Source organism: Kribbella sp. NPDC051587 (assembly GCF_044453945.1).
GTDB lineage: Bacteria > Actinomycetota > Actinomycetes > Propionibacteriales > Kribbellaceae > Kribbella.
The window spans coordinates 96,239-112,313 of sequence record NZ_JBITDE010000012.1; the positions used below are offsets into that span (position 1 = coordinate 96,239).

At 66.2% G+C, this 16,075-nt stretch carries 17 protein-coding genes; 8 read left to right on the plus strand and 9 right to left on the minus strand.

The window, feature by feature from the left end; translation table 11 throughout:
* The first annotated feature begins 1 nt into the window (after position 1).
* The 7 genes from ACIA49_RS32725 to ACIA49_RS32755 all read left to right on the plus strand — a co-directional run bounded on the left by ACIA49_RS32725 (position 2) and on the right by ACIA49_RS32755 (position 4,779).
* Complete coding sequence (locus ACIA49_RS32725) at positions 2–1,390, plus strand: NAD-dependent succinate-semialdehyde dehydrogenase (protein WP_396381738.1); 1,389 nt, start codon at positions 2–4, stop codon at positions 1,388–1,390.
* The gene (locus ACIA49_RS32730) at positions 1,387–1,818 is read left to right on the plus strand and encodes a GFA family protein (protein WP_396381740.1); all 432 of its coding nucleotides are present in this window, start codon (positions 1,387–1,389) and stop codon (positions 1,816–1,818) included. The genes ACIA49_RS32725 and ACIA49_RS32730 overlap by 4 nt, the downstream gene beginning before the upstream one ends.
* 132 nt (positions 1,819–1,950) lie before the next feature.
* Positions 1,951–2,391 carry a hypothetical protein gene (locus ACIA49_RS32735; RefSeq protein ID WP_396381741.1) on the plus strand — a complete coding sequence of 147 codons (441 nt, stop codon included), beginning with the start codon at positions 1,951–1,953 and terminating at the stop codon, positions 2,389–2,391.
* Positions 2,388–3,617: an NRAMP family divalent metal transporter gene (locus ACIA49_RS32740; protein ID WP_396381742.1), complete on the plus strand. Its 1,230-nt coding sequence runs from the start codon at positions 2,388–2,390 to the stop codon at positions 3,615–3,617. Before ACIA49_RS32735 ends, ACIA49_RS32740 begins: the two co-directional genes overlap by 4 nt.
* Positions 3,614–3,913: a hypothetical protein gene (locus tag ACIA49_RS32745; RefSeq protein WP_396381743.1), complete on the plus strand. Its 300-nt coding sequence runs from the start codon at positions 3,614–3,616 to the stop codon at positions 3,911–3,913. Before ACIA49_RS32740 ends, ACIA49_RS32745 begins: the two co-directional genes overlap by 4 nt.
* Entirely contained in the window at positions 3,900–4,244 is a 345-nt protein-coding gene (locus ACIA49_RS32750; protein WP_396381745.1) for a hypothetical protein, read from the plus strand. Before ACIA49_RS32745 ends, ACIA49_RS32750 begins: the two co-directional genes overlap by 14 nt.
* Before the next feature lie 25 nt (positions 4,245–4,269).
* Entirely contained in the window at positions 4,270–4,779 is a 510-nt protein-coding gene (locus ACIA49_RS32755) for a DUF6328 family protein (RefSeq protein ID WP_396381747.1), read from the plus strand.
* Positions 4,780–4,895: 116 nt separating this feature from the next.
* On the opposite strand, the gene ACIA49_RS32760 is transcribed toward ACIA49_RS32755, so the two are convergent.
* The 6 genes from ACIA49_RS32760 to ACIA49_RS32785 form a co-directional block, all read right to left on the minus strand.
* Entirely contained in the window at positions 4,896–6,428 is a 1,533-nt protein-coding gene (locus ACIA49_RS32760) for an AMP-binding protein (RefSeq protein WP_396381749.1), read from the minus strand.
* Positions 6,429–6,526: 98 nt separating this feature from the next.
* A complete protein-coding gene (locus ACIA49_RS32765; RefSeq protein WP_396381750.1) occupies positions 6,527–7,153 on the minus strand; it encodes a phosphatase PAP2 family protein in 627 nt (208 codons plus the stop codon).
* Between the two features lie 35 nt (positions 7,154–7,188).
* Positions 7,189–8,040, minus strand: a complete 852-nt coding sequence (locus tag ACIA49_RS32770) for a fumarylacetoacetate hydrolase family protein (RefSeq protein WP_396381752.1) — start codon at positions 8,038–8,040, stop codon at positions 7,189–7,191.
* A 73-nt stretch (positions 8,041–8,113) separates the two neighbouring features.
* Positions 8,114–10,318 carry an MMPL family transporter gene (locus ACIA49_RS32775; protein WP_396381754.1) on the minus strand — a complete coding sequence of 735 codons (2,205 nt, stop codon included), beginning with the start codon at positions 10,316–10,318 and terminating at the stop codon, positions 8,114–8,116.
* 68 nt (positions 10,319–10,386) lie between these two features.
* Complete coding sequence (locus tag ACIA49_RS32780; protein WP_396381755.1) at positions 10,387–11,370, minus strand: NAD(P)-dependent alcohol dehydrogenase; 984 nt, start codon at positions 11,368–11,370, stop codon at positions 10,387–10,389.
* Between the two features lie 8 nt (positions 11,371–11,378).
* Positions 11,379–12,296 (minus strand): hypothetical protein, encoded by a 918-nt coding sequence (locus ACIA49_RS32785; protein ID WP_396381756.1) that lies wholly within the window; start codon positions 12,294–12,296, stop codon positions 11,379–11,381.
* Between the two features lie 158 nt (positions 12,297–12,454).
* On the opposite strand from ACIA49_RS32785, the gene ACIA49_RS32790 reads away from it, so the two are divergent.
* Entirely contained in the window at positions 12,455–12,958 is a 504-nt protein-coding gene (locus tag ACIA49_RS32790; protein WP_396381757.1) for a LuxR C-terminal-related transcriptional regulator, read from the plus strand.
* A 4-nt stretch (positions 12,959–12,962) separates the two neighbouring features.
* On the opposite strand, the gene ACIA49_RS32795 is transcribed toward ACIA49_RS32790, so the two are convergent.
* Genes ACIA49_RS32795 through ACIA49_RS32805 form a run of 3 tightly spaced genes read right to left on the minus strand, consistent with a single transcriptional unit; the run spans position 12,963 to position 15,942 of the window.
* Positions 12,963–14,144, minus strand: coding sequence for an FAD-dependent monooxygenase (locus ACIA49_RS32795; protein WP_396381973.1), 1,182 nt, complete (start codon positions 14,142–14,144; stop codon positions 12,963–12,965).
* A 47-nt stretch (positions 14,145–14,191) separates the two neighbouring features.
* A complete protein-coding gene (locus ACIA49_RS32800; RefSeq protein ID WP_396381759.1) occupies positions 14,192–14,497 on the minus strand; it encodes an EthD family reductase in 306 nt (101 codons plus the stop codon).
* A 5-nt stretch (positions 14,498–14,502) separates the two neighbouring features.
* Complete coding sequence (locus tag ACIA49_RS32805; RefSeq protein WP_396381760.1) at positions 14,503–15,942, minus strand: amidase; 1,440 nt, start codon at positions 15,940–15,942, stop codon at positions 14,503–14,505.
* Positions 15,943–16,075 lie beyond the last annotated feature (133 nt).

Consider the following 16,075-nt stretch of genomic DNA (forward strand, 5'->3'; position numbering starts at 1 on the left):
CATGCCCCCTTTCACATCGATCAACCCGGCCACTGGCGAGACCGTCAAGGAATTTCCACTGCAGTCGGATGAAGAGGTTCGCTCAGCCTTGGCCACAGCGGACCAGCGTTATCACCAGGACTGGCGTTCGAGGCCGGTCGCGGAGCGCGCCCGGATCGTCGGTCGCGCCGCGTCGATCCTGCGGGAGAAGCGCGACGAGTACGCGCAGTACCCGATCCTGGAAATGGGAAAGGTCGCGCGGTTCAGCTCTGCCGAGGTCGATCTGGTCGCTGACATCCTCGAGTACTACGCACAGCACGGCGAGGACTTCCTCACACCGCGGAAGCTGCCCGATGAGCCGGACGCGACCCTGCACGCGGAACCCATCGGCGTGATTCTCGCGATCGAACCATGGAACTTCCCTTACTACCAAGTGGTTCGAGTCGTCGCTCCCCAACTCGTCGCGGGCAACGTCGTGATGGTGAAGCACGCCGAGAACGTGCCACAGTGCGCGCTGGCCTTCGCCCGGTTGTTCGAGGAGGCCGGCGTTCCGGAAGGCGTCTACACCAACCTCTTCTGCAGCGTCGACCAGGTCGCCACCTTGATCGACGACTTCCGCGTCCGTGGTGTCGCGCTGACCGGCAGCGAGCGGGCCGGCAGTGCGGTCGGCGAGCGCGCCGGCCGCAATCTCAAGAAGGTGATCCTCGAACTCGGCGGCAGCGACCCCGCCGTGATCCTGCCGGGCGCACCGCTCGACCACGCCGTCGAACAGGTCGTGATGGGCCGGACCTTCAACTCCGGACAAGGTTGCGTGAACATCAAGCGCGTCATCGTCGTCGGCCGGGAACGAGGCGAGCAGATGCTGGCCGCGCTGAAAGAACGATTCGCCGCGATCACCGTCGGGGATCCCACCGACGAAGCCACCGACCTGGGTCCCGTCACCAGTGAACGCGCGCTGGCCGGCCTACTCGCCCAGATCGAGGCTGCCCGTCAGGCAGGAGCAACGATCGTGCAGGGAGGCCGGCGCGTCGATCGCCCTGGCTTCTATCTCGAACCGACGATCATCACCGACATCGCCGAGGACAATCCGCTCTACCAGCAAGAGGCCTTCGGGCCGGTGCTCTCCTTCTACGTCGTGGATACCGAGGCCGACGCGATCACCCTGGCCAACGCCAAGAAGTACGGCCTCGGCGGCTACGTCTTCGACGCGGACGTCGAGCACGCCCAGCAGGTAGCGGCCCGGATCGAGTCCGGCATGGTCTACATCAACTCCTGCTTCGTCGACTCCCCCGCGCTGCCCTTCGGCGGCGTCAAGAACTCCGGCTTCGGCCGCGAACTCTCCGAACTCGGCATCGGCGAGTTCCTCAACCGCAAACTGATCCGGGTCGCCCCCGAGGAGAACCAACGATGAACAGCACCCCGACCGTCACCCGTCAGCGCACCGGCCATTGCCTATGCGGTGCGATCAGGTACAGCTTCGATGCCGAACCCGAAGCCGTCGTCCTGTGTCACTGCGGAGAATGCCAGCGCCACACCGGATCGGCGTTCTCGGTCAACGTCCTCATCCCGCGCGCCACGCTGGAGATCACCGGCACCCCCGCCACCTACCAGACCACCGGAACCGAGAACGGACACCTGCGCGACCGCCTGTTCTGTCCCACCTGCGGCACCCCGATCTTCACCATCCTGCACGAACGCCCCACCCTCATCATCGTCAAAGCCGGCACCCTCGACGACACCTCCGGCCTCACCCCCGTCGCCGAAGTCTGGTGGCGCCGCTCCCAGGACTGGCTAGACCCCCACCCCACCCGCCCCCGCTACGACGGCGACGCCACATAGCCGACCGGTTCGACCTGGAAAGCCTGCCAGACCCACCGAGTCACCGGGTGCCGCGCGGCTCCATGACCGGTGAGTTAGCGGTCTCTCCGTTGCGGGTACCAGCCTGGCACGCTTGACGGACAGGAGTGCAGGGTGCGACGACTCATCGGCTGGTGCGGGATCGGTTGCCTGGCTGTGGTGCTGACGGCCGGCTGCGGCAACCCTGATCAGCAACTGCGCTCAGATGGCGCTCGGGCGGCTCGCGATGCGGCCTCAGCTGTCGGTACGGCGGAACTGGCCGGCCGTTCGTTCCTGGACCACAAACTGTGGTCCCAGCCGGCGACCCAACTCGTCACCGAGTCCGAGCAGGCGCTGAGTCAGGCCGGCAGCACCTTCGACCAGCAGCAACCCACGACGGAAACCTCCCGCAAGACCTACGACCAGGTCTCCAAGACGCTCGATGATGCCGCGGGCAACCTCACCGACCTGCGGATCGCGCTGACCAACGGCGACCGGGACGGCGTGGCCGAGCTGGTGGAGAAGCTCGCCATCACGACCGAGGGCCTGCGCCGGCTGGGGGAGACCGCGAAGTGAAGAAGGTCTTCGCCGTCACGCTCGGCATCCTGACCGCGATCGGTGGCTTCGTCGACATCGGCGACCTGGTCACCAACGCCTTGGTCGGCGCCCGGTTCGGGATGCGGCTGAGCTGGGTCGTCGTGGTCGGTGTGATCGGCATCTGCCTGTACGCCGACATGTCCGGCCGGGTCGTCGCGGTGTCCGGCCGCCCGGTGTTCGACCTCATCCGGGAGCGGCTCGGCCGACGTACCGGACTTGTCACGCTCATCGCGTCGTTCCTCGTCACCCTGCTGACCCTGATCGCCGAGATCGGCGGTGTCGCGCTGGCCTTCGAGCTGGCCAGCGGTGTCAGCTATCTGCTGTGGGTGCCGCTCGCTGCCCTGGCGGTCTGGCTGGTGATCTGGCGGGTCAAGTTCTCCAAACTGGAGACGGTCTTCGGACTGATGGGGCTGATGCTGATCGTCTTCGCCGTGGCGCTGTGGAAACTCGGCCCGGACTGGGGCCAGCTCGTCCATCAGGCGACGAACCCGCATCCGATCGGTCACGAGACCTGGGCGACCTACGCGTACTACGCGATCGCGCTGTTCGGGGCCGCGATGACGCCGTACGAGGTGTTCTTCTTCTCGTCTGGTGGGGTGGAGGAGAAGTGGACCAAGCGGGATCTGGCCACCGAACGGTCGAACGTGTTCATCGGCTTCCCGCTCGGTGGGTTGTTGTCTTTGGCGATCGCCGGGTGTGCGGCAGTGCTGTACCTGCCGACGGGCATCCACGTGGAGACGCTCGGCCAGGTGACCCTGCCGGTGGCCGTTGCCCTCGGCAAGCTCGGGCTCGCGATCGTGCTGATCGGGGTGTTCGCGGCGACCTTCGGAGCGGCGTTGGAGACGTCGCTGTCATCGGGCTACACGATCGCGCAGTACTTCGGCTGGCAGTGGGGCAAGTTCGTCCGGCCGCGGCAGGCCTCGCGGTTCCACCTGGTGATGATCATCTGCCTGCTGCTGGCGATCCTGACCCTGATGACGATGGTCGATCCGGTGCTGGTCACGGAGTACTCGGTGGTGTTCGCGGCGATGGCACTGCCGCTGACCTATCTGCCGATCCTGATCATCGCCAACGACCCCGACTACATGCGCGACCAGGTCAACGGCCGGGTGCGGAACTTCCTCGGGCTGATCTATCTCGGTTTGTTGCTGGTGGCATCGATCGCGGCGATCCCACTGATGATCATCACGAAAGCGGGGCGATGACGATGGCAGGCAAGGTGCTGCACGCGCAGCTGCATCTACTCGACCGGCAGTTGATCGACCAGTCGACGGGTGAGTTGCTGGGCAAGGTCGACGATGTCGAGCTGGACCTGGCGGCCGACCCGCCGGTCGTGTCGGCGCTGATCGCCGGGCGGGAGCGCATCCCCGCGGTACAGGTGATGGAGATCGACACCGCCGTCAAGATCGTGCGTGGCGACCTGGATCTCACCCGTGGCGACGACTGGGTCGAGCGGCACATCATCGACAAGATCCCTGGAGCCGGCCATGCGCCTGAATGAGCTTCTCGGCCGGAGCGTGCTCGACCGCGACGGTCAGCGCATCGGTGGTGTCGCGGACGTCCGGCTGGTCCAGGACGGCCCGCTTCCCGCGGGCGGCAGTCAGGCGGCCCTCCGGGTGGACGGCCTGATCGTCGTCGAGCGGCAGGTCACCCAGCTGTTCGGATACGAACGCCACGTCGGACCGGCTTTGCTGCGAGCACTCGTCCACAGCCGGCTGGGCGAGGTCTGGTACCTGCCCTGGGCAGACATCGCCCGGATCGGCCACGACACGGTCGAACTGTCGACCCACCGCGGAAACCTTCAGCCGCTCGAACAACAGCCACGCCACTGAACAAGACTGCACGAAGGGCCCCGCCATGACCCGTTCACACGCCGGCTACACCCGCGAAGAAGAAGACTCGGGTGAACGCCTCGACCGGCACTGGAACGAAATGCTGCAAGAACTGCGCCTCGCCCAGACCGGAACCCAGATCCTTTTCGCGTTCCTGCTGAGCATCGCCTTCCAGAACCAGTTCCAGGCCGCCGACCAGTTCACCCACCTCGTCTACGCCACCACACTGATCGCCTGCGCCCTCGCGGCAGCGACGTTCCTCGCACCGATCTCCTTCCACCGCATCGTCCACCGCCAGGGCCTGCGCGACCAGCTCGTCGTCATCACCGACCGTTTCGCCCGGATCGGCCTGGCGTTCCTCGTCGCCGCGATCACCGGGGGGGTCCTGCTCGCCATCGATGTCGTCCTGTCCCGCCACATCGCCCTCATCACCGTCTCCGTCCTCCTGCTCTGGGTCGCCCTCTTCTGGCTGGTGATCCCCTTGGCCGTGCGCGCCAGAGCGATCGAAGAGCCGCCCACGGCTCCTAGCCGCTGACAGCACCTGAACCGCGCCGCGTACGCCGTACCGAACGGACCGAGCAGGGCGGTCCAGGGCCTCGAACGCATATCGACGCATCTCTCTCAAGGGGGATATCGGTTGCGGCCAACAGGTCAGTTGATCTGCCGGTCGTGACCTGACCAGAACTCCGCGCGCAGTTTGAACTTCTGGAGCTTGCCGGTCGCGGTGCGCGCGAGCTGGTCGCGAAATTCGATGCGCTTGGGACACTTGTAGCCCGCGAGGTACTCGCGGCAGTGTGCGATCAGCGTGGGTTCGTCGACAGGTTCCTCGTCACTGTCCAGCACCACGAGCGCTGTCACCAACTCGCCCCACTTCTCATCGGGAATGCCGATGACCGCTACCTCGCGCACGGACGGGTGCGAGGTGAGAACGTCCTCGACCTCGATGGACGAGACGTTCTCTCCGCCGGTGATGATGACGTCCTTCTTACGGTCGGCGATGGTGAGGTAGCCGTCTTCGAACGTGCCGCCGTCGCCGGTGTGGAACCAGTCGCCGGCCTGAGCCTGTGCGGTCGCCTCCGGGCTGTCCCAGTAGGAGGCGAGATTGTGGTTTGACCGGGCCAGTACTTCGCCCTCGTCGTCGACCATCAACCGAACCCCCACGGCCGGAGCACCGGCCCGGCCGAGATTGATGGCTTGCTGGTGGGGGTCCAGTCCGTCCCACTCCGCCCGCATGCGACTCATGGTCAGCAGGGGCGAGGTCTCGGTGAGTCCGTAGATCTGGATGAACTCCCACCCGAGCTCGTCACGCACGCGCGCGATCGTCCGGGTCGAAGGCGGGGCGCCGGCCACGATGATGCGTACGCGCCCGCTACCGGGGATGTCGCCGGGCCAGGTCTTGGCCGCGTCGAGGACAGTGGTGACCACGGCTGGAGCGGCGCACAGGTAGGTGACCCCGTGTTTCTCGATCCGGCGCAGAATTTCGGTGCCGTCGATCTTGCGGATCACGACGTGGGTGGCGCCCATGGCGGTGGCGGCGAAGGGATGTCCCCAGCCGTTGGCATGGAACATCGGCAAGGTATGGAGGTAGACGTCACGGTCCGACACCGACGCTTGCCAACCGAACACCGCCGCGTTGAGCCAATTGTTGCGGTGGGTCAGCTGCACGCCCTTTGGGCGGGCCGTCGTACCGGAGGTGTAGTTGATCGTCGCCGTCGCCTGTTCGTCTCCGATCCACGGCCGCGGCTCAGCGGTCGAACCCCAGATCTGCTGGTCGTCGTCGCCGAGGACGAAGCTCCGCTTGCACCCGACCTCGTCGACCAGGTGCCGCAAGCTCGGATCCACCATCATGACCTCGGCTCCGGAGTGGTCGATGACGTAGCGGACCTCAGCCGCCGAAAGGCGGAAGTTGATGGGCACGAGCACACGTCCCCAGCCCGAGACGCCGTAGAAGGACGCCAGCATGCGTGCCGAATTCTGCGAGACGATGGCCACCCTGCCACCTGCCGGCACCTGCCACTCCTCGAGAGCGGCAGCCTGCGCCTTCGCGCGACGTCCCAGCTCGGCATACGTGATGTCACCCCATGACGCGGCCGGTTGGTCCGGCTCGTCAACCACCGCGGTCCGATCGGGGTAGACCGTGACCGCACGGTCGAGGAAGTCCATCACTGTGAGCGGGTAGAACATTGTGCCTCCGATGTGCCATGGCTACGCCATGCTCCAGCCTCGTGGCTGGAGCTGGGTGCCGTCGTGTGGTCTGGAGCGGTGCAACAGAAGCGGTAGCGTCAACGCCAACAGAACAAGGCGGCCAATCCGTCCAACCAGTAGTGGTTGGCGGTCACGATCATCACCGCGAACGTGATCGTCGGATGCGCGAGCCAAAGCCATCGCCAGGGCGAGCTGGTGGTCAGGATCATCGACAGTGCTATCAGCGCGGCCCAGCCGACGTGCAGGCTGGGCATGGCAGCGAACTGGTTCGCCACTGTGCCTGCGCGATCGGAGCCGTACACAGACTGGCCGAAGGCGAGTCCGGTGTCCACGAGTCCGGGCATCATGCGCGGTGGTGCCAGCGGAAAAGCGATGTGACCGATCAGTGCCAGCCCGCTCATCGCCGCGAGCGTCCACCGGATGTTCGGATAGGCGGCAGGTCGCCGGATACCCAGCCAGAAGAGGACGACCACGGTGATCGGGAAATGCACGAAGGCGTAGTACAGGTTGGCACTCTCGATCAGCGCGGGAAGCTGCAGTGCGGCCCGCTGAAGCGAAGCTTCCTTCGGCAGATGCAACCATCGCTGCAGGGCGAGTACTTCGTAGGCGTTGCCGAACGCGGAGCCGGTCTGTTCGGCCGCGAACCAACGGCCGAGGTTGTAGATACCGAACATCGTCGCGAGCAGCAGGGCCTCGCGGCTCACTCGCCACAGAGCTGCCGACCGTGGCTTCAGCTGGGTCACGTCGACGCCAGGAAGGTCTGGCGCATCTCTCCGATACCTTCGATCCAGCTCACGAGGTGCTGGCCCGGTTGGAGAAATCGCTGCGGGCTGCGAGCGAATCCGACCCCTGATGGCGTGCCGGTGAAGATGAGGTCGCCGGGCAGGAAGGTGACGATCTCGGAGAGGTCGGCGATCAGGCGCGACACCGGGTAGATCAGGTCACCGGTACGTCCATGCTGGACCGTCTCGCCGTCGACCGAACAACCGAGCATCAGATCGTCACGGTCGGACAGTTCGTCCGGTGTGATCAGCCACGGACCGACAGGCGCGAAGTTGGCGAAGGACTTGCCCAGGCTGAACTGTGGCGTCGGGCCTGCCAGTTGCGACACCCGCTCGGACAGATCTTGACCTATGGTCACGCCGGCCACCTGGTCCCAGGCGTCGTCCTCCGCAACGAATTGTGCGACCTGTCCGATCACGACGACCAACTCCACTTCCCAATCCACCTCGCCGCCGGCCGGCAGGACGACTTCGGCGTCGGGACCGGTCAGGGCCGAGACGAACTTGGTGAACGTCGGCGGCAGAGCGTTCGGAGGCTCGAAGCCGGCCTCAGCAGCGTGCTGGTCGTAGTTGAGCCCGACCGCGAAGATCTGCCGCGGCGACGGTGACGGCGATCGGAGGTCCGCACGAGCGAACACATTCTCAGGGCCGGTCGGCCCCTCGGCAGCCCACGCGCGGAATCCGTCCCAGTCGGCATAGATCGCCGCCGGGTCCGGACCGTACCTACCGCACGACGCGATCGCGACGTCGATGCCGCGATCGGCGCCCGTGACCAGAACTGCCCGTCCGTTGACGTTGGCCAGCTTCATCGTTCCTCCTTGGCACCCGGAGACCGGGCGGGCCTGGCTTGGGGAGACCAGGCCCTCCCGGTGGCTTTTCCGGTCAGGCCACCGGCTGGTGGACGGGCTCGGGCTGGGTGCTGGTGATCGTCTTCAGCTTCGCGCCCTCTATGTCGACCTTGGGCAGCGCTCGATCGAGCGAGCGCGGGATCCACCAGGCGCTCCGTCCGAGGAGCGCCATCAGTGCCGGGACGACCGTCATCCGGATGACGAAGGCATCGATCAGGACGCCGAAGGCCAGCGCGAAACCGATGCTCTTGATGGTCGGATCGCCGCCCAGGATGAAGCCGGCGAAGACCGAGGCCATGATCAGGGCCGCCGCCGTCACCACCCGGGCGCCGTGCCGGAAGCCGCCGACCACCGCCGCCTTGGGTTCGGCGCCGTGGACGAAGTCCTCACGCATCCGGCTGACCAGGAACACCTCGTAATCCATCGCGAGGCCGAACAGCAGACCGACCAGGAGGATGGGGAGGAAGTTCAGGATCGGACCGGCCTGGTTGACGCCCAGCCATTCGGCCAGCCAACCCCACTGGAAGACCGCCACCAGCGACCCGAAGGTCGCTCCGACGCTCAGGAGAAAGCCGACCGTGGCCTTGAGCGGTACCAGGATCGACCGGAATGCGATGGTCAGCAGGATCAAGGAGAGCCCGACCACCACGATCAGGAAGATCGGCAGCGCGTCGGCGAGCTTCTCCGACAGATCGACACCGACCGCGGTGTACCCGGTGACCAGGACGGTCGCACCGGTCGAGGCGATCGCGGGCCGGAGGTCGCGGATCTGGCTGACCAGGTCCTTGGTCTCGGTGCTCGACGGGCTGCTCTTCGGGATCGCGGCGACCACGGCGACAGTCTTGTCCTGATTGACCGTCGCGGGAGTCACCGCCGCGACGTCGCTCAGCGCGCCGATCTTCTGTCCCAAGCTGTCCGCGGTCTGCTGAAGGTTGGTGCCGGCTGCTGCCTGACGACCGTCGACCACCACGGTGAGCGGTCCGTTGAAGCCGGGGCCGAAGCCTTTCGCCAGGAGGTCGTAGGCGCGGCGCTGGGTTGTCTCGGTCGACAGATTGGCGTCACTGGGCAGGCCGAGCTCCATGTCAGCGGCCGGTACCGCGAGGATCCCCGTGCCGATGATCGCCACCAGCAGGAACGGCAGTGGCCGCTTGGTGATGCTGGTCGCCCAGCGTGCACCCGCAGGCGTCTTGGTGGTGAGAGCCGCCTGCCGCTTGCGTAGTCCCGGAACCGGCCAGCGGGAGAACCGGGCGCCGGCGACCCCGAGGAATGCCGGGACAAGGGTGAGTGAGACCAGGACCGCGACGCCGACCATGCCGGCGGCCACCAGACCCATGGTCGTGAGGAACGGAATCCCCACCACGGCCAAGCCGGCCAGCGCGACCATGACAGTGGCACCTGCGAAGATCACCGCACTCCCCGCCGTGGCGACGGATCGGGCCGCCGCTTCGTGTGGATCCAGGCCGTCGGCCAGGTTCTCCTTGTGCCGGACGGTGATGAACAAGGCATAGTCGATCCCGACTGCCAGACCGAGCATCAGGCCGAGGACCGGTGCGGTGCTCGTCAGGTCGACCACCGACGACAACGCGAGCACACCAGCCATTCCGACGCCGACGCTGAAGAGCGCGGTGATCAACGGCAGACCCGCTGCCAGCAGTGATCCGAAGGTGATCGCCAGCACGATCAGGGCGATGACGACGCCGAGGGCCTCGGTTGCCGACATCTCGTTGACAGCGGCCGTCGCATCGCCACCGAACTCGACCTGCAGCCCCGCCTCTTCGGCGGCCTTGCCGGACTCGAGCAGCTGCGTCCGGGCCTGCTCGGTGATGTCCGGCGTCTGGACCTGGTAAGCGGCGGTGGCATAGGCGATGGTTCCGTCGGCCGAGATGGTCTTGGTCAGAAACGGGTCCGTGACAGCTGCGACGCCTTCGGCCCGTCCGGCAGTCTTCACCGACTCCTCGATCGCGGCCTTGTTCTCCGGATCGGTGACTTTCGCACCGGCCGGAGCAGCGAACACGATCCGCGCGGTCGCCCCGCCCGCGCCACTGCGGGGGAACTGATCCTGCAGTACGGAGATGGCCTCGACCGATTCCACTCCCGGAATCGTCAAGGGTGCGTCCGCCGACCGGCTGAACACGCCGGCCAGGCCGCCCAGTGCGGCAAGGACGAGAATCCAGACGGCGATGACAACCCGGCGTCGCTGATAGGCGGAGTAACCGAGGCGATAGAGCAAAGTGGCCATGAAGCGGTCCTTTGAACGTGGGCGGTGCGAAGGTGCGGCAGACAATCAGGGGCGACCGGCAGAACCGTTCAGTCGCTCACCACCTTGATGACCCGTTTGCCGAGCACTCCACCACCTTCTTGGTCACGGTGTGCCTGGGCGATCTCCTCCAACGGGTAGACCGTGTCGACCACCGGCCGGAGAGCACCCGCCTCGACCAGCTTGGTCAGTGCGGCCATGTCGGCCGTCCGTGGGCTATGGCTGAAGAACCGAATTCGCTGACCGCCGTACATCGCGGAGCCGGCCACCGTCAGCACAGAGCGCAGGAGGTGGTTGACGTCCAGCGCGATGGTGACCATTCGCCCCTTCGGAGTCAGCCGACGGCGCATCGTGGCCAGGTCTGAGCCGACGGTGTCGAAGATGACGTCGTGCCGTGGCAATTCCTCCAGCGAGACCGAGCGATAGTCGAGCACCTCGTCCGCGCCGAGCGAGCGCAGTACGTCGGCTTGTTTCGCGCTGGCCAACGCGGTGACCCGTGCTCCCCAGGCCTTGCCGAGCTGCACCGCGAGAATGCCCACCCCGCCGCCGGCCCCGCGGACCAGCAACGACTCCCCCGCCTGCAGCTCGGCGACCTGGCGGAGCCCGCGATCGGCGACGACGCCGACCACCAGCGCCGCCGCGTCGACCGAGTCGAGTCCGCGGGGCACCAAGGACACGTAGTCCCTGGGCACCGCGACGAAGTCCGATGCCGACCCGAAATGCCCACGCACGTACTGATCGCGCGGCAGGCATCCCCAGACGTGGTCTCCGACCTCCAGGTCGGATCCAGGCTCCGCCGTGGCCACGATCTCGCCAACGAAGTCCGTACCGATCCGTCGCGGCAGCCGGGAGCCGCTGACGCGTTTGGTCAACCCGGAGCGCACCGACATCTCACCGCCCTGAACGGTGGTGGCATGGACTCTGATCAACAGCTGACCGGGCTTCAGCGTCGGCACCGGCACCTCGGCGACGTACAGCACGTCGGGAGGGCCGAAACGGTCGTACTGGGCGGCGCGCATCGTGGTGGCAGGCATCGGGTTCCTCAGTTGGATTCGTTCATCGCAGCGCCGGCCTGCTCGGACAGGTCGGTCGTACTGCCGTACGTCGTGGCCGTGTACTCACCCAGCTCTTCGTCGTAGACGAAGACAGTCGTCGGGGCTACTGCCGGGATATCCACGTTGATGCCCTCGAAGTCGAGGCTCACGGTCACCTCACGGTGCCGACCGAACGGGGTCTGGAACCAGAACGTGCCCGGCTTGACGTCGATGCGGCCCACGCCTTCGAAGTCGAAGCTCATCTCACCCTTGAGGTGGTAGGCGAGCTGGATCTCCTGCATGTGCAGGTGCCACGGGCTACCGGCCCAGACATGTGGCGGATTGCCGCGCAGCGCCGTGGCGTGCGCACCGCCCTGGGTGAGCTCCTTCAAGGCGTCGAGATCGCGCTGCAGGGTCGCGTTGAACCCTGGGGTGGGCACGTAGCTGTCCGGCCCGAAACGCATGAGCATCTCATCGGTCAGCTCGGTTCCACTCGTGGTCGCTGCGAGCATCGGGAACTCGTACTCGAGCAGCGAGAAGTCGGCCGAAGCGTCGAGCAGCGTCTGCGCGCTGCCCGTAGGCGCCACCCAGGAGTCGCTCTCCTTCAGGATCAGCTCGCCTTGGCCCTCGAGCTCGAAGACGCCCTCACCACTGAGCACCAGGCACAGCTTCGGCCCGACAGCTGTGATCGCCGGCGCGTACCGGCGTTCGGTAGCCGGATCCGCGCGGTACACCCGGGCCAGCGCCCGGCCGTCGGTGAAGCGCCGGGCGGTGTCGATCTCGCGGATCAGGATGCCGGTCGCACCGGCCAGCGGCACGAAGCTCTCCGGCGTCTCGTAGTCCCACATATCCGGTGTGAAGAGGCGCATCTCCGGGCTTCGCGGCGGCAACGGCGGCAGCTCGTTCGGCTCCGGCACCGCGTTCACATCAGTTTCTGTATTGGTTGTCACAATTACTCCCAAGGATCCGCACGAGAACGTGCTATCAATAGTTCCGACGATATCCAGAGCGATTGGTTCCGGACATCAGTACTGGTACTGAATTAATTGTTTCCACAACAGCTTTCGGGAGAACAATGAGTGCGGTGATCAAGCGCATCGACGGCGGTATCGGCTGGGTGACGCCCGAGCGAATGGCGGCGGCCGATATTGCGGCACTCACCCAACAGGCGATGGACGCCATTGGCGACCTCATCCGCAATCCCGACGTACAGGTGGTGGTTCTGGTCGACTTCGACGCACCACAACTCCTGAGCTCGGTCGACCCGCAATCAGCCGACGGCATCGCCTTGGCCACGATGTGCAGGTCGGTCACCCAGTTACTGTGGTCCACGTCGAAAACGTTCCTGATCCGGCAGCCATCCGGCCGGCGTTCGGTCTCCTCCTTTCTGTCGCCCACCGACTCGTTGTCCCGGCGGGAATGCCAGGTGCTCTCCCTGGTTTCCGACGGCCTGACCGCACAGGCCATCGGTGACCGGTTGTCGATCAGCGAACGCACTGTCGAATCGCATGTCCGGACCGGCTACCGGAAACTCGGCATCAAGTCCCGTATCGACCTGATCAAGCGGGCGGCGGAATTCGGTCTGTAGGTCGTCAGCCGCCGGACCACACTGCTCGCCCGTCGTACTGCGGAAGGTCCAAGGCTGTGGTCGCACGGCGCGCGCTGCGACCCGCCAGACCGGTGCGCGCCAGCAGCGGCGCAGCCTTGAGCATCAGATTGCGCACCCGCAGCATGGCCGCAGTAGTGGGCGCCATGGTCGCGCCCCCGCCCTTGGCGATCGCCTGATTCGCGGACACGTAGGGGCGGGTGATCCGCTCATAGGCTGCGAACGCAGCTGAGTGGTCGTCATGCAATGCCAATTCGCCCGCCAGCACGTAAGCCCCGGCCAGCGCGATACTTGTTCCCTGACCCGAGAAGAAGGACGGCGCGTAAGCGGCGTCACCCACCAGTGCTACGCGACCGGCTGACCAACTGGGCAGGTGAATCTGGGTGACAACATCGAAGTACAGATCGTCGGCGGTACTCAGCTGCTCAAGCATCGCCGGCACCTGCCAGCCGTCGTCGGCGAAGCGCCGACCCAGCATCTCCCGCTGGGAACGAACGTCACTCAGCTCGAACGACGACGGCCGCGTTCTCGCAGTGACGAGTAGTCCATGCAGAGTGTCGCTACGGGCCGGCGCATAGAGGGCCGCCATCCGCCCAGGCGCGTTGTACATCACCGCTTCGTGGGCCAGGCCCAGGGTGTTGGGCACCGTGAAGCCGGCATAGGCGTAACCGAGATGCTTGGTGAACCTTTCCTCCGGACCGAAGGCGAGTTGCCGAGTTCGGGAGTGCAGTCCGTCGGCACCGATCACCAGATCGAATCCTTGCTGCCGGCCACTGGCGAACGTCACCTCGACCCGACGGTCGTCAGTGCGCAACCACTCGATCGAATCGTCGAACCGAAGCTCCACGTCACTGTGCACCGCGTCGTACAGGAGGCTGGCAAGTTCGCCGCGGGGAAGCTCGTAGTCTCTTCCCCGCACTCCCCCGGCAACAGCTTCTGGCTGAAGCTGTCCGACGGGTCTGCCGTCGGGGCCGATCAACGTGATTCGTTCCGTGCCGAGATGCGCGGCGCGCACCTGCGGCACAAGTCCCATCCGCTCCAGCACCTCGACCGCGGTGCCACGAACATCGATCGGATAGCCACCGGCCCGGACCGACGACGCCTTCTCGACGATGGTCACCTCGAATCCGTACTGTGCGAGCCAGTAGCCGAGCGCTGGGCCGGCGATGCTTGCCCCCGGAGATCAGTACCTTCGCCATGGCCTCCTCCTCCGGCTCACAGGATGTCGATTTCGCCTGGTAGCAAGGTGATGCCGGCAGCGGTGAAGTTCGGGAGGTCCGCCAGGGCCGCCTGGCCCTCGGCTGAGTTCATGCTGGACTGGTAGGCCTTTTCGTCATCCCACTCGAGCACCGCTACCACGTGATAGGCGGCGGGGACGCCGTCTTGCGCCGCGGGCCGCGAGACCGTGAAGCGGCGGACACCCGGAAGTTGTTTCGCCAGCGGTAGATGGACCGAGTCGTAGTAGGCGTCGAACACCTTCCGGTCAGCGGGAATATTGTGCAGAACCGTCAGTTGGTACATGGCGATCAGCTCTCGTTCGGGGAGTGTCCGGACGGCGTACCGACCGGATCGATCGGTGTGGACAGCGGAAGCCTGCTCTCGATCGCCTCCGCCGCATCGAGACAGAGGTCGTCGCGGAAGCGGCGACCAGTGATCAGCACGCCGACCGGCAGACCCGTCTCGTTGTCGCGGGTGGCCGGGACACAGGCCGAGGGAAGACCCAGCAGATTGGCCGGCATCATCGGCTTGATCAGTTGACGCGTCGCAACAGCACCCGCCGCGGTCTCGGTGTCGAGGCCGATCTCGAACGGCAGTTGACTCCAGGTCGGCGTCAGGATCAGGGGATGGTCCTGCAGGAACAGCGACCAGTCACGAGCGATGCCGTCCCGGACAGCCAGGAGCCCAGACATCTCGGCGAGGCCGGAGACCGGCGCCACCGAGTCCGACAGCGCATTGAGGAAGGCGACGCCAGGGGCACCCATGATCGGCAACAGATGGTCCAGCACCGAGGCGTAGTCACCAAGGAGGAGCCTGAGCCAGACCTCCTCGGCCTCCTCGTAACGCGGCGGTACGACGTCGACAACGTCGTACCCGGCGTCCGACAAGGCGTCGGCAGCCTTACCCACCGCTGCCGCGACCGCGGGATCGACCTTGTCACCCAACGGCGAGGCGGAAACCGCCACGCGGATCGGCCCATCCAGCGGCAACTCCGCCGGTACGTCGAGCGACAACGGATCACGCGGATGGGCACCCGAGAGGACGCCCAGGGCAAGCCGCACATCTGCCACTCGCCTCGCCATCGGACCCACGACATTGAACAGCTGAACGGCTAGTAGGCGATCAGCACTGGGGACGTACCCCGCATCGGGAACCCGTCCCGCCGATGGACGGATCGACGCGATACCGCACGCGCTCGCAGGGCTGCGCAAGGAGCCACCGATATCGGTCCCGAGGCCGAGCGGGCTCATGCCGGTCGCCAGCGCCACACCTTCGCCGCCGCTGGATCCACCCGCGGTCCGGGCCGCGTTCCACGGGTTGTACGTCCGCCCGTGCAAGGTGCTTCCGGTATCGACACGCAAGGCCATGTCGGACAGATTGGTTCGGCCTAACAGGATCGCGCCGGCGTCAAGCATCCGGTCGACGGCCGGCGCATTCTCCGGTGGAATCGCCTCGGCCAGCGCGGGCACTCCCCAGGTCGTGGGCAGACCGGCGACATCGAGGTTCTCCTTCACCGTGAAGGGAACGCCGTGCAGCGGGCCCAGGACCGCGCCGTCGGCGATCTGCCGATCCGCTGCGGCCGCTGCGGCGCGCGCCTCGTCCGCGAGCACTCTCACCACTGCGTTCACCTGCGGATCAACCTCGGCGATCCGCTCCAGATGAGCCTCGACCACCTCGACCGAGGTGACCTCCTTGCCCGCGATCCGCGCCGCCAGTTCACCGGCCCGCAATCTCCACAACTCACTCACGTCGGCCTCCTCTCGGTGCGCCCTCGACCAGAACGGTCACGACGGGCCCACACAAAAACCGTAGCGTTGTCACTTGACGCCCGTCAAGTGACGTAATTGACAGCCGTCAAGTGAGATTTTTGGAAAAGCGCCT

What these genes read in the sequence shown, in the direction of transcription:
- ACIA49_RS32780 (WP_396381755.1), bottom strand. Translation starts at nt 11,370, where the DNA reads ATGCCTGCCACCACGATGCGCGCCGCCCAGTACGACCGTTTCGGCCCT.
- ACIA49_RS32800 (WP_396381759.1), bottom strand. Translation starts at nt 14,497, where the DNA reads ATGTACCAACTGACGGTTCTGCACAATATTCCCGCTGACCGGAAGGTG.
- ACIA49_RS32750 (WP_396381745.1), top strand. Translation starts at nt 3,900, where the DNA reads ATGCGCCTGAATGAGCTTCTCGGCCGGAGCGTGCTCGACCGCGACGGT.
- ACIA49_RS32770 (WP_396381752.1), bottom strand. Translation starts at nt 8,040, where the DNA reads ATGAAGCTGGCCAACGTCAACGGACGGGCAGTTCTGGTCACGGGCGCC.
- ACIA49_RS32760 (WP_396381749.1), bottom strand. Translation starts at nt 6,428, where the DNA reads ATGTTCTACCCGCTCACAGTGATGGACTTCCTCGACCGTGCGGTCACG.
- ACIA49_RS32730 (WP_396381740.1), top strand. Translation starts at nt 1,387, where the DNA reads ATGAACAGCACCCCGACCGTCACCCGTCAGCGCACCGGCCATTGCCTA.
- ACIA49_RS32725 (WP_396381738.1), top strand. Translation starts at nt 2, where the DNA reads ATGCCCCCTTTCACATCGATCAACCCGGCCACTGGCGAGACCGTCAAG.
- ACIA49_RS32775 (WP_396381754.1), bottom strand. Translation starts at nt 10,318, where the DNA reads ATGGCCACTTTGCTCTATCGCCTCGGTTACTCCGCCTATCAGCGACGC.
- ACIA49_RS32745 (WP_396381743.1), top strand. Translation starts at nt 3,614, where the DNA reads ATGACGATGGCAGGCAAGGTGCTGCACGCGCAGCTGCATCTACTCGAC.
- ACIA49_RS32755 (WP_396381747.1), top strand. Translation starts at nt 4,270, where the DNA reads ATGACCCGTTCACACGCCGGCTACACCCGCGAAGAAGAAGACTCGGGT.